Below are 24,517 nucleotides of genomic sequence, written 5' to 3' on the forward strand. Positions count from 1 at the left end.
GAATAATCAATGCACGCACTGTGCAGCAGTTGGGGCAATTGCAACCGGGTGCATCCGTGGCAACGCCTAAGCGCAAGCCCAATCTTCCACGTCCAATGCAACGCCTCAATCAGGATGCTTTTATGACTCAGACCAACGATTCTTCCCCTGATTCGGTCGGCAAGCGACCGCCAGTGCCACAAGGCTTGCGCGAAAGCTTCAAGGATTACCCCGATCACATTGCGCGGTTGGAAAGCGCACTCCAAGAGTCGGTCGATAAGCCATCGCCGATCACCCCTCCGTTGGAGTTTGCGATCTGGGCGATCGAGGGCTGTATCGATACTTTCATTGACGAGTCACGCGAAAAGCTGCGCATTGCGGAGCAAACAGGTGACCAAGAGGCAATCGCACTAGCGAGGTCAACGCATCTGCTTATGCTTCACAGCGCCGCTAAGGGCGCATGGAAGGGGCAGAACTTGATGGATTATTTTGGCTTCCCAAGTTCGAAGTATCCCAATGGTCAAAGCCAGCGCACCGCTCAGGATGTTCAAATGACACAGGAAAATTCTCCTTCATCTGGCTCGATTGGCGAATATCCTCCCGTTCCCGAAGGGTTGCAGAAAATTTTTCAGGAATACCCTGAATATATGGATAGATTGAAATCGGCCATCAAAGAGTCGGTGGATAGTCCGTCATTGGTCACTCCTCCTCTTGAAATTGCAATATGGAACCTAGAAGATTGCTTGGATTCCATCTTGGGTGAGGTCAACAGGGAGCTTAGGGAAGCTGAGGAGGACGGTGACCCGGTAAAATTGGAGGCGGCCGAGAAAAAGCGTAGGCAGCTTGGGCCTGCGGGGTTCAGTCACAACTGGAAAAGCGGCAACATGCTTGCTTACTTTGAAGCACACACACCTGCGGCACCCTCTCCTGACAGAGAAAATCTTGAAATGTTCAAGCGCGATAATGCATTGACTGAAAAAACACTGCCTCCGCCTCCCGTGCCGCAGAAGTTGTGTGAACTACTCGCAGACTACCCCGAGCTGATCCAACGTCTCCAGGAGGTTCTCGATGCGTACACCGAGAAGCCTTATATTTTAATGCCTTTTGATGGCGCCATTTGGGCCCTTGAAGGGAGGCTTGAATCCTTTATCTCTGAGGCCCGCAAAGAACTCGAAGCCGCCGAGGAGAGTGGAGACGTGACGGCTATTGGAAAGGCCGAAGAAAAAGAACTTCTGATGCTTCGTGCATATTCAAAAAATGGGGGTATGTCGGATCTAGATGCGCTATGGGAGTACATCGAAAAAATAAGGGAGAGCTACGATGAATGCTCAGCATCCCCAGCTCGATGAAACTACTCACAAGAAGGTTTTTGAGAGAAAAATTATTGTTGATGCGGCCTTGGATTTCAAGTCATCACTGGAACATCCCAAGGCGATTATTCTGGGAGGGCAGCCTGGCTCGGGGAAGGCAGCCTTGCTCGTGCCGCACGAGCAGAATTGGAAAAAGATGCTGTAACTATTGATCCGGATGCACTTCGCGAATTCCATCCTCAAGTGGAAACCCTCCGCAACGCCCATCCCTATACTTGGTCCGGTTATACCCGCGCCGATGCCAGCCGATGGGCCGACGAGCTGCTGCAGGCCACCATCGAAGGCAAGAAGAACCTGATCTTCGACACCACGCTCAGCAATGGTGAATGGAGCGCAAGTCTGATCAAGGATCTGCAATCGCGCGGCTATGACGTCGAGGTGCGAGCGATTGCCGCGCACAAACTGGAAAGCGAGCATGGGGTCGACGCAAGATTTGCTCAACAACTGGATCGGGAAGGTCACGGCCGCTATGTCCCCGAAGGCGCACGCGAAGCCATCTACACCAAGCTGCCGAGCAGCCTAGACACCGTACATGAGCAGACCACCGCGCCAATCCGCATCTTCAACCGCCAGGGTGCAGAGCTCTACGACAGCCGTACCGATGCACGATCGCCAGGACAGGCCCTGGAGCAGGCGCGCAATGCGTGGTTTAAGGATCCTACCGTTACACAGCAGCTGCGCGAGAGCTGGCAACAACAGGCCGATTGGCATCGGGACCTGCCAGCACATGCGCAGCAAATTCCCCGGTCTGACCCAGCCATCAGAGCGAAATTGCTAGCTGAGCACGCCGAGCTCAACGTCAGCGATGGGGTTGCCAGTCGGCTGGAAGGCATTGCCACCATCGACGAACTCGTGCGGCCAGGTGCTCCGCCTGCACGCGTGCCTGTGCCCGAGTCGGAGATCCCAGGCCTGCGTCGCGCCGGGATGACAGCAGGGCTTGCGGGCTTGGGTGTTGCCGCGACCGCCTACGATGCGTCGCAGACCGGAGAGCGTGTTGGCACGCTGTTGGCACAAGACAACCTCACTGCTGCACGCTCAGAAGCGTTGCACTTTGCTGCCCGAGGCGCGGGCGGCTGGGCGGGAGGTGCCGCCGCCGCTGCCGTGGTTGGCACAACCGGTGCCGGGCCCGTCGCGCTGGTGGTGGCCGATGGTTATCTGTTCAGTGCTGCTGCCGACAAAGCGGTGACGCTCTGGGACAACCGTCAGATCTATACGCAAACCGACAAGCAGGGCGTGAGTTGGGAGTTCAACGGCAGCCAGTGGCTGCGCCAAGAGAAAGCCGATCTGCCCAACGATGGCGTGGATGCGCCGCAGAAGCAGGCCATGTTCGCACTGCCCGAAAAAGCGCGAGAGCTTAACTATCACGCCAGTGGCGAAGCGACCGAGCAGGCGCTGGGCAAGGTGCAACCCAGTAATCCTTATGTGCAGCCATCCAGTGAGGCAGATGCTGCGCATCTCTACGCGCGTGATTGGCGACACGATCCGGCGAATGGCCAGTGGTCACGGATGGTCGCCGACGACGTTGATCGGAACGATCGGCCCGTCTGGACGGTTGATCCGGCAAGCCCCGAGCGCAGTGCTGCGTTGGACCAGCAAGCAGCCCAGGTGGTGGATGCCAACATTGCCCGTGGCCCAGCTGCAATTGCAGCGACTTATCAGGCTGCCCACCAGCGCAATGGCTGGGAGGACTTCGGCCCCGTGCCAGCGGCCGTGCAAACAGCCTTGAACCCGGACTCGTTGCAAGCCTCGGACGGCAAGCAGTATCAGCGCGATACGCAAGGCCAGTGGCGACATGATGGTGTTGCTGCCGAAGGCAATGTCCCGCTGGAACTCAACGCAACGCGCGAACGCTTGTACCCGGCCTTGGAGCAGCATGCGCAGGCATTGGCACAGATGTCCGCGCGGCAAACGCCAACCCTGCAGCAGCAGGACCAGGCCAATACCGAAGCGACGTATGCCGCCTATGGCGTTGCGCCCAATGCCCAGACCGCAGGCGCGATCCAGCTTGCGGTGCAAAAGACCCGTGAGGCAAACGGGATTGATGCAGCGACCAGCTCTTTGGCATTGGAGCGTGATGCGACCGGTCAATACTCGGTGGACAGCCCCATCCAGCATCTGAGCCGTGACGCCGATGGTGCGGTGCGTGTTGCGGCGACCACCGGCGCTGACGAGATCCATCAGGCACTGGGCGAGGTGCAGTCACTCCGGCAAGAAAAATCCCCTTCGGCCAATGCACCAGAGCTGCGCATTGACGCGCAGTCGCCCCAAGAGCGCGATGCCTACGAGCAAGCGCTGCGCGAGGCCAATCGGCAGGGCGTTTCCACGCAAGAGGCGCAACAGGTCGCAAGCTTCGCAGCAACGACCGTTACAGCTCCGCATGTGGATGAAACCCAAGCGCCTCAGGCAGCCATTGATGCGCAGCGTGATCGAAACGTTGCATACACTCCCGAGGTGCCTGTTGTTGTGGAGACGGCAACGCCTGCCCCGGTCGTGATGCCTGCATCCGCCAACGCGCCTTCGCCAGAAGACGTGCGCCCGGTCGCCAAGCCTGCCGAACCGAAGCCCGAACCTGTCCCGCAACGCGAACCACAAGAAACCCGAACACCTGAGGTTGCCGCACCCCCGACAGCCGGCGCAGTCCAGCCGAAGGCAGAGGCGGTAGCGCCAGCCTTGGCAAGCACAGCTGCGCCGAGTGCCGGGCCGGCATCATCAGTTTCAACCTCTCACGATCAAGCGCCTACTCAGGCCGCTGCGCCAGTGTCGCCGGCATCCCATGAAGTGGAAGGGCTGCGCCTCGGCGACCGAGGTCAAGAGGTCGAGTTCTTGCAGTATCGATTGCAGCAAGTAGATGCCCGGGGTCCGAACGGCCAGGCCGTGCCGCAAGACGGGCACTACGGTCCGGAGACCGAACATGCCGTGAGGCAGTTTCAGCAAGACCAAGGGTTGCCGGCAACGGGCGTTGCCGGCCAAGACCTGGATGCAGTGCTGTCGCAGGCACAACACGCGCGCCGAGAGTCCTTGAAACCCACAGAGCCGGCATCGGCAAATGGGCCGGTGGAGCAGGGTAGCGAGCAGCAAGCGCAAGGAGTTGCACCACAGAACGGTGCGTCATCGACTGTTCCATTGCAGGCAGAGCAGCAAGAGGCGATGCAGGCTTCGTCGCCGGCAATTCCAACGCAAAGCGAAGTGCCGGCGCAGATCGTCTTGCCGGAGCGCCAACCCGCTGTCTATACGTCGTCGCTAGGTTTTGGTAGGGCTAGCGAGCGTTCAGACGCAGGTGAACAAGAGGAGGATCGGGTCGAGCAAGTCAGGCTCTCCCTAGATGTCTCTCAGCAGGGGTTTCCCTCTGATCATCGGGATTACGCGTTGTTCTCCGCCATCCAGGCGCAGCTCCCGAAAGGCACCTCCGATGAGAAGACGGCAGAGGTATTGCATGCCGTCAAAGAGTCAGGGATCGAACGCGCGGATGAACTCCGCAAAGTGACTATCCAAGATGATGTCGCCTTTGTCTTTGGCAAAACGCCGGGTTTCCACTCGGAAGTCGCGCTCAACACGCCATCGCCTGGCATCAATGACACCTTGCAGAAGACGGAGGCATTGGATCAGCAACGGGTACAGCAGATGGTGCAGTTCCAGCGGGAGCGCGAAGAGATCGACAAGAACCCAACGGGCCCAGTGATGACGCTTGCTGCGCGCTCTCAGCAGCAGGCCATGTCGGACGCGTCCAGTGGTGATAGGGGCTAATACTCGCGAGCCAGGCGATAACATTTTTCATTTCAATACGTTGACGCGGTAACAAGTCGAATGCGGGAGGTCGAGCGCGTTTGCGCAGTCGCTGTCAGGCCGGGCGTGCCTCTATGCATGCAAGGGGAGGAGTGAGGGGTAGTGCGCCACATGCGACACGCACATGTCACGCAGCTGACGCTTCGCAAATCGCGCACCTTTCTGCGCGCTGCGTTGCAATGACGACACGCCGGTGCGGTGCCGCTTCGTTCGTGCGGCGCCGGGTTCGCTTGCCTTGCGCATGTGCGGGCGTTGCTCCGTAGAGTCCATCACGCCGCTGAGTTTGCCGCGGCCGGGTCGCGTTGCTTCAGCAGGCACGCGCCATTCCTCTTTCAGGTGATCTTTTCCATGAAATTGCTAACCGCCGCCATCGGCGGTGTCTGTCTTACGCTCGCCGCACAAGCCGGCGCCATCAACCTTGCAACGGGCGATACGCGCGCTGTCTCCGAGCCGGCGATTCCTGCCACCTGCCAGACGGTCAGTGCCAGCCACACGCCGAGTGCGCGCCTGTTCGACGCTGCATCGGAAAGCGCGCCGCCAGACACCAAAACCATCCAGGCCGCGCTGACTGCCTGCACCGGCAAGAACGGCAGCGTGCTGCTCAAGGCCGGCACCGGCACTGCGCTTCTCACCGGGCCGCTGTCGATTCCCACTGGTGTCACCTTGGTCGTCGATCAGGGCGTCACCTTATACGGCTCGCGCAATCCGGCCGACTACGGCAGCGGCTGCGGCACTGCCGGTGCGAAGAGCGGTGGATGTTTGCCGTTGATCAGCGTCAAGGGCGTCAAGTCGGGCGTCATGGGTGTGCGCACCGGCGGGCGCCAGGGCACCATCGACGGCCGCGGCGATCTGCCCATGCTCGGCAAGAGCACCACCTGGTGGGAATTCGGCGAAAACGCCAAGAACGCAGGCCAGGTGCAGAACAGCCCGGACCTGATCAAGGTGCAGAACTCCAACACCTTCACCCTCTACAACGTCAACCTGATCAATGCGGCGTACTTCCATTTCTTCGCGCATATCGTCGATGGCCTGACCATCTGGGGCGTGCGGGTGAAGTCGCCGGCCACCAGCCCCAACACCGATGGTCTGGACCTGGACAGCGTGGTCAACGCCAGCCTGGTCGATAACGATGTGATGGGCGGCGACGACTGCGTGGCGATCAAGACCATTGCCTCCAAGTCCGGCAACATCAGCGTGCGCGACAACCGCTGTTACGGCACCCACGGCATCTCGATCGGCAGCGAAGTGATGTCCGGGGTCAACAATGTGCTGATCGAAAACAACGCCATCACCTCCATCGACGATGCCGGCAACCGCAGTACCGACAGCAACGGGCTCCGCATCAAGACCAGCATCGTCAAGGGCGGCCCGGTCAGCCTGATCACCTATCGCAACATCTGCCTGTTCGGGGTGACCAGCCCGCTGGTGATCAACCCGTTCTATTCGACCCGTGGTAGCGGGACCAAGCCCAGTTTCAAGGAGATCGTGGTCAACGGCTTGCGTACCACGGGCGATGTTGGCCTCAAGGGCAAGGGCTGGATCCTGAAGGGCTTTGATGCGCAGACGCCGCTGGATCTGGTGCTGGCCAATCTTGCGACAGGCAACACTGCCGTCACTGCCAGCAATGCGCAGATCGGGCTGTTCAACAGCGACCTGACCGCCGAAAATTTGGGCGCCGGCGTCACTACCGCCCCCGTGCAACTGAGTGGCGCGATCCCGACCTGCTCGACGGCACCGCGTTTCCCGGAACTGTGATCGATTGATCGGGCGTGGCCGGCGTTTCGGCTGCGCCTGATTTTTTCAAATGCTGTTTGCGAAAAACGATGCAGCGCCGCGAGGTGCTGCATCGTGGGGACTGAGGGAATCCCCGATTCCATCGCAGCGGACACATCCGGGCCTGCATGGAGGTTTTTTCGTGCTGCGCCCTCCAGCGAAGTGTCCTGCAAGCTTGTGCCAATGCTGCGGCATGTCTTGACTTCGGCTAAAGCTCTTTCGTTTCATGGTCTTATTGCCAGAAGTTCATCTGGTCTCTGTTACTCTCGGCCGATGATTCGACGCACCCTGACCTGCCTGCTCACCCTTGGCCTTGTCGCCTGCGCGACCCAGCCCAGCCCTCCGACCCCGCCGCCGGCCGCCAGTGCGCCCCCGGCCAAGCCGCCGAGCGCCCCGGTCGCGCCCGCCAGTGCGGCCGCCGAAGCGCCCGCGTTGCCGCCGGTGGACCTGACCCCGGTGCCGTTCGAGATCGCACGTGCCAATTTCGTGCGCGACACCGCCGCCAAGTACGGCCTCGACGCCGCCCAGATCGAAGCGGTGCTGGCGCAGGCGCAATTCAAGGACGCCATCGCCACCGCGATGTCGCGTCCGGCCGAACGGGTCAAGCCGTGGAACGAATACCGGCCGATGTTCATCACCCAGGCGCGCATCGATGGCGGCCGCAAGTTCCTGGCCGAGCACCGCGCCGAACTGAGCAAGGTCGAAGCGGCCACCGGCGTGCCGGCGCAGGTGATCGTGGCCATCATCGGGGTGGAAACCAGCTATGGCAGCAACGCCGGCAAGTACCGCGTGCTGGATGCGCTGTACACGCTGGCGTTCCGCTATCCGCGCAGCGGCGACCCGGCCAAGCTCGAACGCGAAGTGCGTCGCGAGCTGTTCTTCCGCGATGAACTCGGCCAGCTGTTCGCGCTCGGCAAGGAAGAGCAACTCGATGTCACCACGCTGATCGGCAGCTATGCCGGGGCGATGGGCATGGGCCAGTTCATGCCGTCCAGCTACCGCCAGTTTGCGGTGGATGGCGATGCCGACGGCAAGCGCAATCTGTTCACCGACCACAATGACGTGTTCGCCTCGGTCGCCAATTACTTCGTCAAGAAGGGCGGCTGGGTGCGCGGCGGTCAGGTCGCGGTGCCGGCCACGCTGGCCGCCGGCCACGAGGAATTCAATCCCACCGATTGGTCGCCGGTGTACACGCTGGCCGATCTGTCCGCGCGTGGTTACCACCCTAATGCGCCCGTAGTGGCCGGCAGCACGGCGACGCCGATCACCCTGGACGATGCCAACGGCAAGCAGTACTGGCTGGGCTTCCAGAATTTCTACGCGATCACCCGATACAACATTTCCAAGATGTACGCGATGGCCGTGTTCCAGCTGTCCGAGGCCATCGCCGGCAAGGAGTTACCCCCGGCATGAACAGCATGACAGGCCCCAAGTGGCTGATCCCGATGGCGCTGATGCTCGGCCTGGCGGCCTGTAGCAGTGCACCGAAGAAGAGTTCGGGCAGCGCAGGCAGCGGCGCGATCAAGGGCGTCAAGGTCGAAGGCAAGGGGCCGGCGTATGTCGCCACCGGATGCCCGTCGAGCTCGCCGTATGCGGCAGCCAAGGAAGATCCGTCCACGCGTGGCGATTACACCGCCGGCGGCCTGTACAAACCCGGCGTCAAGGACACCACCCCGGACCATGTTCCCAACGTGGCCTGCATTCCCGAGCCGCTGGTCAGCAACGAGCCGCGCTCGGCGGTGGGCAATCGCTCGCCGTATGAAGTGCTGGGCAAGCGCTACGTGGTGATGGACAACCCCGGCGACTATGTCGAACGCGGCACCGCCTCGTATTACGGCAGCAAATTCCACGGCCGGTTGACCTCCAACAAGGAGGTCTACGACATGTACGCCTTCACCGCCGCGCACAAGACCTTGCCGCTGCCCAGCTTTGCGCTGGTGACCAATACCGACACCGGCGACTCGGTGGTGGTGCGCGTCAACGACCGTGGCCCGTTCCACGACGGCCGCGTGATCGATCTGAGCTACGCCGCTGCGGTGAAGCTGGGCATCACCGGCAAGGGCACCGGCAATGTCGAAGTGCGCGGCCTGACCGAAGCCGACAACGGCAATCTGCTGGCCAAGCGCCGCAATGGCGTGGTACCTGTCGCTACCGGCGTTGCCGCAGCGCGGCCAGCCTCGGGCGGCAGCCAGATCGATGGTCTGGTGCAGCGTCTGCCCAACGGCACGGTTGCTCCGCGCGCGGTGGCGGCAAGTTCGGCTGCCGTGCCGGTGGCGACATCGATCGCCGCCGCGCCGGTCACTGCGGCAGGTGAGCGTTGGCGCTATCACGTGGCCGATTCGCGCCAGCCCGGCAATCCGGACAATTTCGATGCGTGGATGAAGTCGCAGGGCGTGCGTGTTGCGACCGGCAAGCCAGCATCGGTTGCGCCGCGGCCGGCATCGGCCACTACATCGACGCCTGCGCCTGCCGCACCGGTTGCGGTCGCGGTGGTCAAGCCTGCAGGCAGCGCGCCGCTACGTGCGACCAAGCCCGAACCGGTGCCTGCCAAGGCACCCAGCGTTGCCGAGACCGCACTCGGCGACATCCTGTTGCAGGTCGCCAGCTTCGCCAGTCGCGAAAACGCCAATCGCGCGCTGTCGCAGCTGGCCTCGGCCGGCATCGCCGGTGCCAGCGTCAGCGACATCGTCAGTGGCGGGCGCACCCTGTGGCGCTTGCGCGTCAACGCACGCGACCACGCCAATGCCTCGGAAATCGCCCAGCGCATTGCCGGGCTGGGTTTCGGGCGCCCGCAAATCGTCGCCAATTAAGCGTTGCGTCTTAAGCGCAGCGATCGAGCCAGCCGCCCAGTCGTCGACTGGGCGGCCGGCAGGGCTGGCGCACGGAATCGGCTAGCCCACTCGCTCACTCTGGATGCAGCGTCGTCTGCCTCGCTCGATCCCGACGCGCGCTGCTACAGGCATTCTCGGCCCGCACGGTTACGACAACGCTGAACTCCGCAAGCGTGCATGCCCTGCGGCGCGTCGCCTTGATCGCCATCGCACCTTACAATTTCGCATTACCCAGCCTTCGGGCCCGTCAGGAGTCGTTCTTCAATGAAATTCCGCTTCGCCGCCGCTGTCGTGGCCACGTTCGCCTTCGGCCTGGTCTGCGCCCAGACACCTGCGCCGCAGCCGACTCCCGCAGTGGCTGCTGCGCCGGCCGCCGTGCCGGTTCCGCCTGCACCCGCGCCGGCCGTGTCCAAGTCCTGGATCCTGATGGATTACGCCACCGGGCAGGTGCTGGCCGGTGAAAACATCCACCAGCAGCTGGCGCCGGCCAGCATCACCAAGGTGATGACCTCCTACGTGGTCGCTGCCGAGATCAAGAACGGCAAGGTCAAGCGCGACGACCAGGTGATGATGAGCGAGCGCGCCTGGCGCGAGGGCGGCGCCGGCACCGACGGTAGCTACAGCGGCTTCCCGGTCAACCAGACCGCGCGTCTGGAAGATATGGAAAAGGGCATGGCGATCCAGTCCGGCAACGACGCCGCGATCGCCCTGGCCGAGCATGTCGCCGGCAGCGAAGAAGCCTTCGCCTCGCTGATGAACAGCTACGCCGCCAAGATCGGCATGAAGGATTCGTACTTCGTTAACGCGCACGGTCTGAGCGCCGAAGGCCATCACTCCACCGCCTACGATCTGGCCATGCTGGGCCGCGCGATGGTGCGCGATTACCCGGAGACCTACGCCTACAACAAGATCAAGGAATTCCAGGTCGGCACCATCAAGCAGAACAACCGCAATCTGCTGTTGTGGCGCGACCCGGCGGTGGACGGCATCAAGACCGGCCACACCTCCGAAGCCGGCTATTGCCTGCTGAGCTCGGCCAAGCGCGGCGATCAGCGCCTGGTGGCGGTGGTGATGGGCGATTCGTCCGAGCGCCAGCGTGCCGACGACAGCCTGGCACTGCTCAACTGGGGCTTCCGCTTCTTCGAGACCCACAGCCTGTACGCGCCCGGCAAGGTCGTGACCAAGCAGAAGGTGTGGAAGGGTGAGCAGGACGAAGTGCAGCTGGGCGTGGCCCAGCCGCTGCTGGTCAGCCTGCAACGCGGTCGCTACAACGACCTCAAGCCCAGCATGGAAGTGGCCAAGAACCTGCAGGCCCCGATCAAGAAGGGACAGCAGATCGGCACCGTTAAGGTCAGCCTGGACGGCAAGATCATCGCTCAGGCCCCGCTGGTGGCGATCAACGCCGTCGAAGAAGGCGGGTTCTTCAAGCGCCTCTGGGATGCGTTCTGGATGTGGTGGGAATCTGAATAAAAAAATGCCGGCGAAAGCCGGCTTTTTTTTGGGAATCGAGAATGGGGAATCGGGAATCGGTAGATGCAGGAGCACAGCGTTTGCTCTTGCGATTCCCGATTCCCCAATCCCGATTCCCCGCCCTCAAAGCATCCGACTGATCGTGAAACTGCCATACACCGGCGTCTCGCGCTGGGTGTCGAATTCGCGGGTGCGGTGATAGCGGGCGATGGCGAATTTCCAGCGGCCGTACATCACCGCCAGGCCGTAACCCACGTCGCCGACGAACGCGCGCTTGTCCACGCTATGGCTGCTGCGGAAGGTGTTGCCGTCCAGGGTGATGTCGCGCAGCACCCAGCGCGCATCGGTTGTCACGAACAGGTGTCCCGACCAGCCGCTGGCACGCCCCAAACGACTGGGCGCCGTGTTTTCGCCGGCTGGCCGGGTCGGTGTGCTGCCGAAGTCGTCCGGCAGCTTCCAGCCAAAGCGCGCTTCGCCGCCGGCATTCAGGTGCGTGGCCATGTTGCCGACCGCGCCGCCCCAGTGCGAAATGAAATCCCAGCCGAAGCCGTCCGCATTGGCCGCCGCATCGCCCGGCCAGCGGCGCATGCGCTCGTGCACCAGATTGATCAGCGGCTCGTTGTGCAGCTGGTTGTCCCAGCCCTGGAATTTTTCATCGCCCAGCGCATCGTGGATCGCATCCTGCGCTTCCTGCGCAAACGCCCACTGGCCGACCACGCCGATCTGCAACTGGGTCGTGCGCAGGTGCGCATCGTTGCGCGCGTTGTAGCCGAAGCTCGCCAGCAGGATGCCCGCATACGGGCGATCGTCGGGAATTACGTCGCGCCGGGTGGAATCGGTCGGCGTGAAGATCCCCTGGCCAATCGAGAACACCATGTTCTGCTGGTCGAACTCGCCCGGATGCAGACGTTCCAGATAACCGTTGACCCAGCGCGCGGTGCGCGGCAGGCAGGGGTCGTCGGTGTAGTCGACCAGGTTGGGCGACACCAGCGTCAGCACCGCGCCATTGGAATAGCCCTGGTCCTGATCCTCCCCGCCGAACAAATCGTTGTCGACCCGGAAATTCACCGCCGGCGGGGTCCGTCCCAGCCTGCTGGAGTCGCATTGATCAGCCGCCAGGGCCGGCATCGACAGCCCGGTGAGAGAAAGCAGCAGGGCAGCAGACAACGCGCGCGGTCGAAGCATGGAGGGCCTGGAAAGGTAGGAAAGGACGATGTTCGGCAAAGGTGCCTGCGGCCGCTGCTGCGCCGCGTGAATGTGTGCCGGCATCATGCCCGAGCAATCTTGGGCGGCGGTTGAGGCTGCCGGCACCAGTCCGTTCCATTTACGGCATGCGCAGCCATGAAAAGCTCGCGCGAATAGCATATGATCCGCCCCCGGGGGAACCAGCCCCAAGGAACGGCGGCCTCTCGCAGGCTATTTCATTAGCAATGGATCGCGTTTGCCAACGGCAACGCAGGTGTCAGGGGAACTACATGAGCAAGACGATTTCTGTGAGCGCAGCGCTGTTGTCCAGCGTATTGGGTATTGCATTGGCTGGTGTCAGCGCGCCGGCATCGGCCGGATTGAAGGATGCCTTCAAGGGCTCCGCACAGGACCAGCGCAAAGACGCCGTCGCGCAGATCCCGGTGTGTGCCAAGCCGTTGGGCAGCCTGTCGGTCATCGAGCCGGAAGATGCAGTCAACTGGTGGTCGGGTCAGCAGTTGCCGGCGCCTTCCAAGTTGATCAAGGTATTCGTCAATCGTTCGCGCTGCTTCACCCTGGTGGACCGTGGCGCGGGCATGGCGGCATCGCAGCGCGAGCGCGAGATGGCGGCGAACGGCGATCTGCGCGCACGTTCCAACGTGGGCAAGGGCCAGATCCGCGCGGCCGATTATGTGATGACGCCAGACCTCATTTCGCAGAATCACAATGCCGGCGGCAGCGCCATTGCCGGAATGCTGGGCGGTCTGGTCGGCGGCAATGCCGGCAACCTGGTCGGTGGCCTGAATCTCAACAAGAAGACCGCCGACGTGGTCCTGACCATCACCGATGTGCGCTCGTCCGAACAGGTCGCCATGGCCGAAGGCAACGCCAAGAAGACCGACCTGGGCTGGGGTGCGCGTGGCAATCTGTTCACTGGCGGCGATTTCGGCGCTGCCGGTGCCGGCGGTTATGCCAATACCGAGATCGGCCAAGTGATCACGCTGGCCTATTTGCAGGCCTATACCGATGTCGTCAGCCAGCTCGGCGGTTTGTCCGGTAATGCGGCGGCTTCCAATTCCCAGCAGGCGGTCACCGTCACGCGTGCAGGGCGTCTGTTGGGCAATGCCAAGGGTTCCGGCGCGGCTGTGCGCACGCTCGAGCCGGGCATGATGCTGTACCCGACCGGCAACAAGGAAGGCGTCATGTGGGAAGTCGAAGACGAGATGGGCAACCGTGGCTGGGTGTCGTCGGCCATGCTGGAACTGTCCAAGTAAGTCTTTGGCAAGACGCAGGTCAGGCGTGATGCGTCTGGTCTGACACAACGGGGCTCATGTGGCCCCGTTGTGCTATCTGCGACACGTCAGAGTGGCAGACGGGCTTGGGTTTGCCCGCCAGCGGCCCGATAATGGGCGGATGGAAATCAGCTCCGACAACCCCGATCACGGCTTCCAGTTTCCCGGCACCTTCGAGCTCACCGCCATGGGCGAGGCCGAACGCGGGCTGGAAACCGAGCTTCCGCGTCTGCTCGCCGCGACTGGCGTCGAGTTGCTGGAAGAAAGCATCAGCTGGAAGCACTCGTCCACCGGCAAATACGTGTCCATCCGGATCGGCTTTCGCGCAGAGGACCGGGCGCAGTTCGATGCCGCCCACCAGGCGCTGCGCGAACACCCGGAAGTGAAGTGGACGCTGTAGCGGCCGAGCCTGTGCTCGCATCGGTTCCGATCCTGCCGGCGCAACTGCGCGATCTCGGCCGCCAGGACTACGCGCCGGTATGGCGTGCGATGCAGCGTTTTACCGATGCGCGCAATGAGCACACCGCCGACGAAGTGTGGGTGGTCGAGCATGCGCCGGTGTTTACGCTGGGCCAGGCCGGCAAACCCGAGCACGTATTGGCAGCCGGCGACATCCCGGTGTTGCAGGTCGATCGCGGTGGGCAGGTCACCTATCACGGCCCCGGCCAGTTGGTGGTCTATCCGCTGCTGGATCTGCGCCGGCTCAAGATCGGCGTGCGCGATTACGTGTGCAAGATCGAGCAGGCGCTGATCGACACCCTGGAAGAATGGAACATCGTCGCCGAGCGCCGCGAGGGCGCGCCCGGCGTGTACGTGGGCGGGGCCAAGATCGCCGCGCTGGGGATCCGGGTGCGGCGCGGCTGCACCTTCCACGGCTTGTCGTTCAACGTGGCGATGGATCTGGAGCCGTTCCACCGCATCAACCCGTGTGGCTACCAGGGCCTGCAAGTGACCTCGGTGCTAGACTTAGGCGGCCCTTCCGGGATGGACGCCGTCAAGGCGGTGCTGCTCGATCAGCTGGCGCGCCAGTTCGGTCTCGTGTTGCAGCCTGTTTCCGCATTGCCCGACCTTTCGCTTCCGGCCTGAGCGCCCGTTATTGCCATGACCCAGCCTATCGCCCGTTCCATCCCCTTGCAGGTCGTCTCCGGCGACACCGCCGCGCCTGCGCCGCTGCAGACCGGCGTCAAGCAGATCGGTGGCGACAAGATCAATCGCTCGCCGGTGCAGTTCGTCGATGCGCCGGTGCTGCGCAAGCCGTCGTGGATTCGCGTGCGGATTCCGTCCGGCAACGCGGTGCAGAACCTCAAGGCCAAGCTGCGCGAAAACCGCCTGGTCACGGTCTGCGAAGAAGCCAGCTGCCCGAACATCCACGAGTGCTTCAGCCACGGCACCGCGACCTTCATGATTCTGGGCGAGGTGTGCACGCGGCGCTGCTCGTTCTGCGATGTGGCGCACGGCCGGCCCAAGCCGCCGGACGCCAGCGAGCCGGCCAGTTTGGCCACCACCGTGGCCGATATGGGCCTGAAGTACGTGGTGGTGACCAGCGTGGATCGCGACGATCTGCGCGACGGCGGTGCCCAGCATTTCGTGGACTGCATTTCGGCCATCCGGGTCAGTTCGCCCAAGACCCGCATCGAGATCCTGACCCCGGATTTCCGCGGCAAGGGCCGCATGGACCGCGCGCTGGAGATCCTGGCGCTGAGCCCGCCCGACGTGTTCAACCACAACATCGAAACCGTGCCGGACCTGTATCCGAACGTGCGCCCCGGTGCGGATTACCAGTGGTCGCTGACCCTGCTGCAGCGCTTCAAGGCGCAGCATCCGTCCATCGCCACCAAGTCCGGCATCATGCTCGGCCTGGGCGAGACGATGGAGCAGGTGCAGGCCACCTTGCGCGACCTGCGCGCGCACGATGTGGACATGATCACCATCGGCCAGTATCTGCAGCCGACGCCGCACCACCACCCGGTAATGCGCTACTGGACGCCGGAGGAGTACAAGGCGCTGGAGGACTACGGCAATGCGCTGGGCTTCAGCCATGTCGCCTCCGGGCCGATGGTGCGCTCGTCGTATCACGCCGACCGGCAGGCAGCCGGCGCTGGCGTCGCGGCCTGAGGTCAGCACTGGCAGTGGAGCAAGCCACGCGGCCCTGCGCTCAGCGCGGGGCCGTGTCGTATCCGGGCCATGCGTCTGCGCGCGCAGGGTGCGGTCGCGTTCACAATCCGCTACAGGCCCGGCGCTAGGCTGATTCAGCAGCGGATGACAACGCCAGCAACTTTCGGCACTGTCATGCTGTCTGATCCGTTCACCGCCTTCCTTTCATCGGCCCCGTGCCGAGAGCCATTCGATGACCTACAACGTTTCTACGTCCATGAAGGCCGGCCTGCTGGCGCTGGTGTTGACTACTCCGATGGCCTTGCTCGCACGCGCCGATACGGCGTTGCCGGCTGCAGCCACGCCCGACCAGGCCACCGCGACCAAGCTGGTCTATGGTCTGCTCTCCGACAGCCGCTATGCCTACCGTCCGCGCACGCTGGACGAGGCGATGTCCAAGGACGTCTTCAAGCGCTATCTGGAGACACTGGACGGCAGCAAGCAGTTCTTCACCCAGGCCGACATCGATAGCTTTGCGCCGTTGCAGACGGGTGTTGGCGATGCGCTGCGTGGCGGCAATCTGGAGCCGGCATTCCAGGTGTTTTCGGTCTACAAGAAGCGTGTCGATCAACGCGTCAAATACGCGCGCGACCTGCTCAAGCAGGACTTCGATTTCTCCGGCACCGACAAGTTCGAGTACGACCGCAAGGACGTGCCGTGGGCGGCCGACGACAAGCAGCTGGACGTGCTGTGGCGGCAGTCGGTGATGAACGATTGGCTGCGTCTCAAGCTGGCCGGCAAGAAGCCTGACGACATTCGCAAGACGCTGGACAAGCGTTACGTCTCGCTGGCCGATTCGGTCAAGCAGTTGAAAGGCGAGGACGTGTTCCAGTTCTTCGTCAACGCCTACACCAATGCGGTCGATCCGCACACCGATTACTTCACTCCGCGCACCGCTGAGACCTTCAATCAGCAGATGTCGTTGTCGCTGGAAGGTATCGGCGCGCAGCTGCAGAAGCAGGACGACATGGTGGTGATCCGCGAGGTGATCCCTGGTGGTCCGGCGGCAGTGGATGGCACGCTCAAGCCGGGCGATCGTATCGTGGGCGTGGGTCAGGCCAAGAACGGTGCGATCGAAGATGTGATCGGCTGGCGTATCGACGATGTGGTTGCCAAGATCCGCGGCAGCAAGGACACCCAGGTACGTCTGGAATACATCCCGGCCGAGTCGGGCATCGACGGCAAGCACCGCACCGTGACCTTGACCCGGCAGAAGGTGCGTCTGGCCGAGCAGGCTGCCAAGGGCGAGACCATCACGCTGCCGGCCAAGGGCAGCGAGCCGGAGCGGCGTATCGGCATCATCAAGTTGCCGGGCTTCTATCAGGATTTCGAAGGCCGTCGTCGTAATGCGGCTGACTATGCCTCGGCAACGCGCGACGTGGCCAAGCTGCTGGCCGGCTTCAAGACCGACAAGGTCGACGGCGTGGTGCTGGACCTGCGCAATAACGGCGGCGGTTCGCTGGACGAAGCCATCGAGCTCACCGGCCTGTTCATCCAGCAAGGCCCGGTGGTGCAGGTGCGCGAATCCGGCGGCCGCGTCACCGTCAACGGCGACAGCGATCCCAAGGTGGCATGGGACGGCCCGCTGGGCGTGTTGATCAATCGCGGTTCGGCATCGGCATCGGAGATCTTTGCCGGCGCCATCCAGGACTACGGCCGCGGGTTGGTGATCGGCGAGACCAGCTTCGGCAAGGGCACGGTGCAGAACATCGTTGATCTTGATCGTTGGCCGGCTGCCGAAGGTCAGCGCTATGGTCAGGTCAAGCTGACGATTGCGCAGTTCTTCCGCGTCAGTGGTTCCAGCACCCAGCACAAGGGCGTGGTGCCGGACATCGCATTCCCGGCCAGCGTGGATGCCACCGAGTTCGGTGAGAGCACCTACGACAACGCGCTGCCGTGGACACGCATCGCCGCTGCACCGCATACCCAATACGGCAACTTCGCGCCGCTGTTGCCCAAGTTGCAGGGCCTGCATACCGCGCGTATCGCCACCGACAAGGAATTCCAGTGGTGGGAAGAAGACGTCAAGCAGTTCCGCGATGAGAAGGCCAAGAAGTTCATCTCGTTGAACGAAGCCGAGCGCGTTGCCGAGCGTCAGAAGCAGGATCAGCAGCGCAAGGAACGTCAACAGGTGCGCAAGCAGCTGGGTCTGCCGCTGGACCCGCTTGCCGAGGACAGCGACGACGGCCTGACCGGCAACGAGCGCGACATCGTTAAGGACACCGCACGCGAAAAGGCCGCAGAAAAGCGTCCGGATCCGTTGTTGCACGAATCGGCCGCGATCATTGCCGACGCGCTGGGTCTGCTCTCGCAGGACCAGCCGTTATCGGCGCAGGTGTTGCCGCAGTCGACTGCGCCGGGACGTTGGGCTGATTGATCTTGGTGGGTTGTTTGTAGTGCAAGAAAAGCCACCGCATGCGGTGGCTTTTTTTTTGATGCTGACTAAGAGCGGCTCTGAGAGCGGATGACCTGTGGTTTTGCTGCAGGGCCCTTGCCCGCCCACCGTCGCGGGACCTTACGCGGCATCCATGCCGCGTAAGGTCCCGCGACGGTGGGCGGGCAAGGGCCAGTGGAGATGGTCGGTGTGCCTGGTTGCGAGCGGTGTCTGCGCGGGCCGATGGCGGGCAACCTGATCTGCTCTTTTCGATCCGAGCAAAATCCCCGCCATTACCAACATCCCTTCATTAAATTGATGGTGATTTGGGGGATGCACTTACGCGCGATGAGGCTTTAATGGTCACGCGCAATCGCGCGCAGGGACGCTCGCTCAGGTCGGCAGGGCAGGGCAGGGCAGGGCTGTCGCGATGTCACTGCGGCCAGGCAAGTTCGGCCAGCACCGGATAGTGGTCTGACGGCAGCACGCCGCCGGGGCGCTGATCCAATGTGGAAAAGCGCGTCGGTGTGAGGCCGCGGAACAGGATCCAGTCGATGCGTCGGGTCGGGTGGGTGGTGAAGTCCTGGAAGGTTTTCTCCGGGCCTTGTCGCTTGGTCGCATGTGATCGCGCATCGCCAAGTACAGCGGTGAGCGTGCGGTAGGTGCCGTTGTCGGGATCGCTGTTGAAGTCGCCGGTCACCACCACCGGAATGCCGGCAGGCAACGTTGCGATGCGTGACAGGATCACGCGTGCGCTGTGTTCGCGCGCTGCTTCGTCCTGGTCGCGGTGAGCGAAGTGGGTGTTGAACAGATAGAAGCGGCGCTTGTCGCTGCGGCGTTCGAACAGCGCCCAGGTGGCCATGCGCGGCAGGTCGGTGTTCCAACTGCTGCTGCCGGGAATTTCAGGCGTTTCGGACAGCCAGAAGTCGCCCGATTCGACCACCGTCAGGACACTGCTGTCGTAGAACACGCCCATATGTTCGTCGCTGCCATCGGCGCGGCGGCCTTTACCGAACCAGCGGTAATCGGGTAATTGTGCTGCCAGATACTGCGCCTGTTCTTTCACCAACTCTTGCGTGCCGAAGACGTCGGGGTGCGCTTTTTCAATCAGCGCGACCATCGCCGTGCGGCGTACCTCCCAACGTTTGTCGCCTTCGGTATCCACCGGCACGCGCACGTTGAACGACATCACGCGCAGTGGTGCGGGCGCAGGCGCGGCCAATGCAGGCAATGCGATGCACAGCACTGCGATTGCAGCGAGCAAGCAACGTGACACGACGCGAATGGATTGGCGTGTGGATTGGCGTGGCATACAGGCGAATTCCTGATAAGGGCAGACTGCCAAGTCTAGTCAGCTGGCATGACCGATAGATCACTGTGCATCGCTGCATCGCAGGCTTGACGCCGCCGCGCATCGGCGTAGCATTTGCAGCAAGCCAACGGATAGACCGCTGGCTGACCACTCAACCGTGAGGGATTCTCATGGCACCGCAGTACGACTATCTCGTGTTTATTGGGCGTTTCGAGCCCTTTCATAACGGCCACGCCGCCGTCGCCCGCCACGCGCTGGGCAAGGCGAACAAGCTCATTGTGTTGATCGGCTCTGCCGACACGCCTCGCACCATTCGCAATCCGTGGACCGTTGCCGAACGCGCGGTGATGATCGAGTCCGCGTTGCCGGGCGAGAGCGACCGGTTGATAGTGCGGCCATTGCGCGACCATCTTTATAACGAAAGCCTGTGGATCGCCGACGTGCAGCGCCAGGTGGCGGAAGCCGTGCATGCCGATGGCGGCACGCTCGATGCACGCATCGGCCTGATCGGCATGGACAAGGATGCCAGCAGTTATTACCTGCGTGAGTTTCCGCAGTGGCCGCTGGAAGATGTGCAGCACACCGCCACGCTGTCGGCCACCGAGTTGCGCCGCTATCTGTTCGAAGCCGGCGAGATCGGTTTCCACGGTGGCTTGCTGATGTTGCGCGGCAATGTGCCGGCGCCGGTGTACGACATGCTGGAGGCGTTCCGGCGCAACTCCCCGAGCTATGTGCAGTTGGTGGCCGAGTACCGCTTCATCGAGCAATACCGCGCCGCGTGGAAGGACGCGCCGTATGCGCCGACCTTCGTTACCACCGATGCGGTGGTCGTGCATTCGGGCCATGTGTTGCTGGTGCGTCGTCGCGCCGAGCCGGGTAAGGGGTTGTGGGCGTTGCCGGGTGGTTTCATCGGCCAGGACGAAGGTCTGCTGGACGGCTGCCTGCGCGAGCTGCGCGAGGAAACCCGGCTCAAGGTGCCGGTGCCGGTGCTCAAGGGGTCATTGCGGGGGCGCCAGGTGTTCGATCACCCCGAGCGCAGCCTGCGTGGACGCACCATCACCCATGCGTTCCATTTCGAATTTCCGGCCGGCGAGTTGCCCGCGGTACGCGGCGGCGACGATGCCGACAAGGCGCGCTGGATTCCGATCGCCGAAGTGATGGCGATGGGCCCGCGCTTGTACGAAGACCATCTGCATATTCTTGAATTTTTCCTGGGCCGTGGTTGAGAGCGACATCATCTGCTGCGTGCTGCTGCTGACTATCAAGCAGCCGCTCGCACCGTGTGTCGGCTTGAACCATGACCTCCCGCCGGCGGATAGACCGCTGGTTCACTCGACGCGAAGGAGCTTCCGTCATGCACTACCTCGATAACCTGCTGCTCAACACCGACAGCTACAAAGCCAGCCACTGGCTGCAATACCCGCCCGGCACCGATGCGGCGTTTTTCTATGTGGAATCGCGCGGTGGCGTGTACGACCAGACCGTGTTCTTCGGCCTGCAGTCGATCCTGAAAGAAGCCATCAACCGGCCGGTGACGCACGCCGATATCGACGATGCGAAGGAACTATTGGCCGCGCATGGCGAGCCGTTCAACGAAGCCGGCTGGCGCGATATCGTGGATCGTCTCGGCGGGCAGCTGCCGATCCGCATCCGCGCGGTGCCCGAAGGCGCAGTGGTGCCCACGCACAACGTGTTGATGACGATCGAGTCCACCGACCCCAAGGCATTCTGGGTGCCGTCGTATCTGGAAACGCTGCTGTTGCGCGTGTGGTACCCGGTGACGGTGGCCACGGTGAGCTGGCAGGTGAAGCAGATCGTGCGCGATTATCTGCAGCGCACCAGCGACGATCCGGAAGGGCAGTTGCCGTTCAAGCTGCATGATTTTGGCGCGCGAGGGGTGTCCAGTCTTGGCTCGGCCGCGCTGGGCAGCGCGGCGCACCTGGTGAACTTCCTCGGTACCGATACCTTGTCGGCGTTGCTGCTGGCGCGTGCGCATTACCACACGCCGGTGGCGGGGTATTCGATTCCCGCCGCCGAGCACAGCACCATCACCAGCTGGGGGCGCGAGCGCGAGGTGGATGCGTATCGCAACATGCTCACGCAATTTGCACGGCCCGGTTCCATCGTGGCGGTGGTGTCCGACAGCTACGACATCTACCGCGCCATTCGCGAGCATTGGGGCACCACCTTGCGCGAAGAGATCATCGCCTCCGGCGCGACGGTAGTGATCCGCCCCGATTCCGGCGACCCGGTGGATGTGGTCGAACAGTGCCTGCTGCTGCTGGACGACGCCTTCGGCCATCAGCGCAACGGCAAGGGCTACAAGGTGCTCAATCATGTGCGGGTGATCCAGGGCGATGGCATCAATCCGCAATCGCTGCACGCCATTCTCGAACGCATCACTGCCGCCGGATATGCCGCCGACAACGTCGCCTTCGGCATGGGCGGTGCGTTGCTGCAGAAGGTGGACCGCGATACGCAGAAGTTCGCGCTGAAGTGCTCGGCGGTGCGTGTGGACGGGCAATGGATCGATGTCTACAAGGACCCGATCACCGACAAGGGCAAGCAGAGCAAGCGTGGTCGATTGACGCTATTGCGCGACCGCGGCGATGGCAGTTATCGCAGCGCCTTGCTCGACGAAGTGGCCGCCAGCGCCGGCAGCGAAGATGCGTTGGTGACGGTGTGGGAGAACGGCGTCATGCAGCAGGAGTGGACGTTGGAGCAGGTGCGCGCGCGTGCCGACGCTGCGCGTCGCTGACGTTCGGCGCGCAGGCAGCGTCATGGACGCTTCCATCGACGAGGCTTCGTTGCTGTCTGCATCGCCGCTGTTGGCCGGGCTGCGCGCTGCGGCGCCCAGCCTGCGGCGGCGCGTGCCGCAGCAGCGCGAGACAAGCCGATGGCATGCGCTGCGCATCGGCGAGCGCGCGTATCGGGTGGCGTTGCCGATCACCTTTACGCCGTATGCGTCGGTGCGGCCGTGTTCGGCGCGCTGCGGTTTCTGTTCGGAAAACCTGCGCCAGCACGGCGGCGGCCTGGCCGCAGCGATGTTGCGTCCGGGGCCGGACTACTTCGCACAGTTGAGCGCTGCGTTGCAGCTGCTGCACAAGGTGCCGTTGTCGTATTCCTTGTCCGGGTTGGAGATGACCGACGATCCGGATTGGTTGCAGGCTTTGTTGCACACCTTGTCAACAACGCCCAACGGCCCGCGTGTGGAGCAGCGCGTGCTGTACAGCAATGGTGCCGGGTTTGCGCGTGCGCAAGGTGCGCAGTTGATCGATGCCTTGGTGGACTTCGGCCTGTCGTGGATCGAGCTGTCGCGTCACCACCCGCTGCAGGCGGGCAACGACGCGATCATGCGCTTTCGCCCCGACGAGCCGATTGCCGATACGGCCACTTTCGCGCATACGGCACGAGGCATTGCGGCGCGCGTGCCGGTGCGACTGGTCTGCATCGTGCAACGCGGTGGTGTGGACAGTGCCGATGCCGTGGCGCAGTACATCGCGTGGGCGCGCAGCTGTGGCGCCAGCCAGGTGATCTTTCGCGAGTTGTCGCGTCTGGACGATGCGTATCGCAGCAATGGCACCTGGCGTTATATCGCGCAGCACCGCATCGGGATGGAGACCTTGTTGGCGCAGTGCATGCAGCAGCCGTGGTGGTCGCGTTGGCAAGCGGACGGCATGACCGAGGGCTATTACTTCTGGAATCTGCGCATGCGCAGTGAGGATGGCCTGGAAGTGGTGTTCGAAAGCGCCGACTACGCCGCCATGCACGCGCGGCATGCCACCGGCGACCTCTACAAGCTGGTGTTTTTCGCCAACGGCCGTCTGTGCGCAGGTTGGGATCCGGATGCCGATGTGCTGTGGGAGCCGGCCGATGGATGAACTCGATCAGCACAGCTGGTGGACGCCAACACCGGACGACCCGGCCTGGGTATTGCCAGACGATCTATGCGCCGCAGATCCGCTTGGCGGGCGCGACTGTGGCTGGGTCAACCAGATGCGCCCGTTCGTACGGCATTTTAGTGCGCCGGGGGAGCAGGTGTTCGATCCGTTCTGCGGTTTCGGCAGCACGCTGCTGGCGGCGGCGATGGAAGGGCGCAACGCGCATGGCATGGAGATCGACCCTGCACGTGCGCAACTGGCGCGCACGCGCCTGCAACGGCATGGTGTGCACGCGTCGGTCGTGGTCGGCACGTTGGTCGACACCGCGCCTGCTGCGGCGATCGATCTGTGTCTGACCAACGTGCCGTATTTCGGTTGCCACTGGCGCGGCCAGGTAGTGCCTGGGCAGCTGTATGCCAGTGCCGATTACGCGGGCTATCTGTCCGGCATGCGTGCGGTATTGCATGCATTGCGAAAGCGGCTACGGCCGGATGGCTTCGGCGTGGCGATGGTGGAAAACGTCGTTGTCGGCGGGCGGGCGATCCCGCAGGCGTGGGATCTGGGGCGGATCCTCGCCAGCCTGTTCACGCTGCGCGAGGAACGGGTGCTGTGCTACCAGCGGCCGGGCGCAGCGCTGGCGCATGCCGGCACGCAGAGCAATCGCAGCCACGAATACGCATTGATTTTCCAGCATTGCCGTCCGCGGTTAGACCTGCAGCAGGCGGCGCAGTTGCTGCAGGCGGTGCGGGCGCAAGGCCTGCCGGTGGTGGTGCACGGGAGCTACGCGCGTTGGTTGGAGTCGCCGGACTTGGTGCCCCAGGGCCCGGCCGATCTGGACCTGATCCTGCAAGCCGAGCAGCCACTGTGGGACCGCGTCACCGGTTGGCTGCAGGCGCAGGGATTCGCGTTGAGCCTGTGGGGCGAGCCGTGCCGGGCGCCGGTGGCGCTGGCCGCGGTGCGTGCGCACCACTATCTACGCGCCGAGCGCATCGGCGCAGACGGCAGCCGCCTGCAGCTGGACCTGCAATTGCCGGCGGATGAACCGCCGTTGCCCTGATCCGGCAACGCCACGCCACGCGCACATGGGTTGCGGCTATGCTCTTGGCCGGTTTT

The 24,517-nt window shown here is 63.2% G+C and carries 16 protein-coding genes and 1 pseudogene; 15 read left to right on the forward strand and 2 right to left on the reverse strand.

Annotated elements, in window-relative coordinates; translation table 11 throughout:
* Positions 1-185 precede the first annotated feature (185 nt).
* The 6 genes and pseudogenes from NDY25_RS14780 to NDY25_RS14805 all read left to right on the forward strand — a co-directional run.
* A pseudogene (locus tag NDY25_RS14780) lies at positions 186-398 on the forward strand (hypothetical protein); the annotation flags it as partial.
* Between the two features lie 993 nt (positions 399-1,391).
* On the forward strand, positions 1,392-5,093 hold the full coding sequence (locus NDY25_RS14785) for a zeta toxin family protein (RefSeq protein ID WP_256628000.1): 3,702 nt from the start codon (positions 1,392-1,394) through the stop codon (positions 5,091-5,093).
* 387 nt (positions 5,094-5,480) lie between these two features.
* Positions 5,481-6,887: a glycoside hydrolase family 28 protein gene (locus tag NDY25_RS14790; RefSeq protein ID WP_168959404.1), complete on the forward strand. Its 1,407-nt coding sequence runs from the start codon at positions 5,481-5,483 to the stop codon at positions 6,885-6,887.
* 291 nt (positions 6,888-7,178) lie between these two features.
* Positions 7,179-8,318, forward strand: coding sequence for a lytic murein transglycosylase B (gene mltB / locus NDY25_RS14795; protein WP_168959405.1), 1,140 nt, complete (start codon positions 7,179-7,181; stop codon positions 8,316-8,318).
* Positions 8,315-9,715, forward strand: coding sequence for a septal ring lytic transglycosylase RlpA family protein (locus tag NDY25_RS14800; protein ID WP_168959406.1), 1,401 nt, complete (start codon positions 8,315-8,317; stop codon positions 9,713-9,715). The genes mltB and NDY25_RS14800 overlap by 4 nt, the downstream gene beginning before the upstream one ends.
* 285 nt (positions 9,716-10,000) lie before the next feature.
* Positions 10,001-11,206, forward strand: a complete 1,206-nt coding sequence (locus NDY25_RS14805) for a D-alanyl-D-alanine carboxypeptidase family protein (protein WP_074058295.1) — start codon at positions 10,001-10,003, stop codon at positions 11,204-11,206.
* Between the two features lie 123 nt (positions 11,207-11,329).
* Here NDY25_RS14805 and NDY25_RS14810 read toward each other — a convergent pair whose 3' ends face one another.
* Positions 11,330-12,391, reverse strand: a complete 1,062-nt coding sequence (locus NDY25_RS14810; RefSeq protein ID WP_168959407.1) for a lipid A deacylase LpxR family protein — start codon at positions 12,389-12,391, stop codon at positions 11,330-11,332.
* A gap of 290 nt (positions 12,392-12,681) precedes the next feature.
* On the opposite strand from NDY25_RS14810, the gene NDY25_RS14815 reads away from it, so the two are divergent.
* From NDY25_RS14815 to NDY25_RS14835, 5 genes are all read left to right on the forward strand, one after another.
* Positions 12,682-13,665: a CsgG/HfaB family protein gene (locus tag NDY25_RS14815; protein ID WP_168959408.1), complete on the forward strand. Its 984-nt coding sequence runs from the start codon at positions 12,682-12,684 to the stop codon at positions 13,663-13,665.
* 139 nt (positions 13,666-13,804) lie between these two features.
* Positions 13,805-14,083, forward strand: coding sequence for a YbeD family protein (locus NDY25_RS14820; protein WP_251755107.1), 279 nt, complete (start codon positions 13,805-13,807; stop codon positions 14,081-14,083).
* On the forward strand, positions 14,071-14,769 hold the full coding sequence (lipB, locus tag NDY25_RS14825; protein WP_168959409.1) for a lipoyl(octanoyl) transferase LipB: 699 nt from the start codon (positions 14,071-14,073) through the stop codon (positions 14,767-14,769). The genes NDY25_RS14820 and lipB overlap by 13 nt, the downstream gene beginning before the upstream one ends.
* Positions 14,770-14,784: 15 nt before the next feature.
* Positions 14,785-15,798, forward strand: a complete 1,014-nt coding sequence (gene lipA, locus NDY25_RS14830; protein WP_023905152.1) for a lipoyl synthase — start codon at positions 14,785-14,787, stop codon at positions 15,796-15,798.
* 256 nt (positions 15,799-16,054) lie between these two features.
* The gene (locus NDY25_RS14835; RefSeq protein WP_180336591.1) at positions 16,055-18,214 is read left to right on the forward strand and encodes a carboxy terminal-processing peptidase; all 2,160 of its coding nucleotides are present in this window, start codon (positions 16,055-16,057) and stop codon (positions 18,212-18,214) included.
* A gap of 430 nt (positions 18,215-18,644) precedes the next feature.
* On the opposite strand, the gene NDY25_RS14840 is transcribed toward NDY25_RS14835, so the two are convergent.
* Entirely contained in the window at positions 18,645-19,523 is an 879-nt protein-coding gene (locus NDY25_RS14840; RefSeq protein ID WP_168959411.1) for an endonuclease/exonuclease/phosphatase family protein, read from the reverse strand.
* 170 nt (positions 19,524-19,693) lie between these two features.
* On the opposite strand from NDY25_RS14840, the gene NDY25_RS14845 reads away from it, so the two are divergent.
* From NDY25_RS14845 to NDY25_RS14860, 4 genes are all read left to right on the forward strand, one after another.
* Entirely contained in the window at positions 19,694-20,749 is a 1,056-nt protein-coding gene (locus NDY25_RS14845; protein ID WP_168959412.1) for a bifunctional nicotinamide-nucleotide adenylyltransferase/Nudix hydroxylase, read from the forward strand.
* Between the two features lie 128 nt (positions 20,750-20,877).
* Positions 20,878-22,281, forward strand: a complete 1,404-nt coding sequence (locus NDY25_RS14850; protein WP_168959413.1) for a nicotinate phosphoribosyltransferase — start codon at positions 20,878-20,880, stop codon at positions 22,279-22,281.
* A gap of 22 nt (positions 22,282-22,303) precedes the next feature.
* On the forward strand, positions 22,304-23,404 hold the full coding sequence (locus NDY25_RS14855; protein WP_168959414.1) for a hypothetical protein: 1,101 nt from the start codon (positions 22,304-22,306) through the stop codon (positions 23,402-23,404).
* Positions 23,397-24,461 (forward strand): DNA methyltransferase, encoded by a 1,065-nt coding sequence (locus NDY25_RS14860; RefSeq protein WP_168959415.1) that lies wholly within the window; start codon positions 23,397-23,399, stop codon positions 24,459-24,461. The genes NDY25_RS14855 and NDY25_RS14860 overlap by 8 nt, the downstream gene beginning before the upstream one ends.
* Positions 24,462-24,517 lie beyond the last annotated feature (56 nt).

It is taken from the genome of Xanthomonas hortorum pv. pelargonii (assembly GCF_024499015.1).
In the GTDB taxonomy this organism is placed as follows: domain Bacteria; phylum Pseudomonadota; class Gammaproteobacteria; order Xanthomonadales; family Xanthomonadaceae; genus Xanthomonas; species Xanthomonas hortorum_B.

Excerpts from the sequence above, each read along its gene's own strand:
- NDY25_RS14790 (WP_168959404.1), top strand. The coding sequence starts at position 5,481 with ATGAAATTGCTAACCGCCGCCATCGGCGGTGTCTGTCTTACGCTCGCC.
- mltB (WP_168959405.1), top strand. The coding sequence starts at position 7,179 with ATGATTCGACGCACCCTGACCTGCCTGCTCACCCTTGGCCTTGTCGCC.
- NDY25_RS14800 (WP_168959406.1), top strand. The coding sequence starts at position 8,315 with ATGAACAGCATGACAGGCCCCAAGTGGCTGATCCCGATGGCGCTGATG.
- NDY25_RS14805 (WP_074058295.1), top strand. The coding sequence starts at position 10,001 with ATGAAATTCCGCTTCGCCGCCGCTGTCGTGGCCACGTTCGCCTTCGGC.
- NDY25_RS14810 (WP_168959407.1), bottom strand. The coding sequence starts at position 12,391 with ATGCTTCGACCGCGCGCGTTGTCTGCTGCCCTGCTGCTTTCTCTCACC.
- NDY25_RS14815 (WP_168959408.1), top strand. The coding sequence starts at position 12,682 with ATGAGCAAGACGATTTCTGTGAGCGCAGCGCTGTTGTCCAGCGTATTG.
- NDY25_RS14820 (WP_251755107.1), top strand. The coding sequence starts at position 13,805 with ATGGAAATCAGCTCCGACAACCCCGATCACGGCTTCCAGTTTCCCGGC.
- lipA (WP_023905152.1), top strand. The coding sequence starts at position 14,785 with ATGACCCAGCCTATCGCCCGTTCCATCCCCTTGCAGGTCGTCTCCGGC.
- NDY25_RS14835 (WP_180336591.1), top strand. The coding sequence starts at position 16,055 with ATGAAGGCCGGCCTGCTGGCGCTGGTGTTGACTACTCCGATGGCCTTG.
- NDY25_RS14840 (WP_168959411.1), bottom strand. The coding sequence starts at position 19,523 with ATGCCACGCCAATCCACACGCCAATCCATTCGCGTCGTGTCACGTTGC.
- NDY25_RS14845 (WP_168959412.1), top strand. The coding sequence starts at position 19,694 with ATGGCACCGCAGTACGACTATCTCGTGTTTATTGGGCGTTTCGAGCCC.
- NDY25_RS14850 (WP_168959413.1), top strand. The coding sequence starts at position 20,878 with ATGCACTACCTCGATAACCTGCTGCTCAACACCGACAGCTACAAAGCC.
- NDY25_RS14855 (WP_168959414.1), top strand. The coding sequence starts at position 22,304 with ATGGACGCTTCCATCGACGAGGCTTCGTTGCTGTCTGCATCGCCGCTG.
- NDY25_RS14860 (WP_168959415.1), top strand. The coding sequence starts at position 23,397 with ATGGATGAACTCGATCAGCACAGCTGGTGGACGCCAACACCGGACGAC.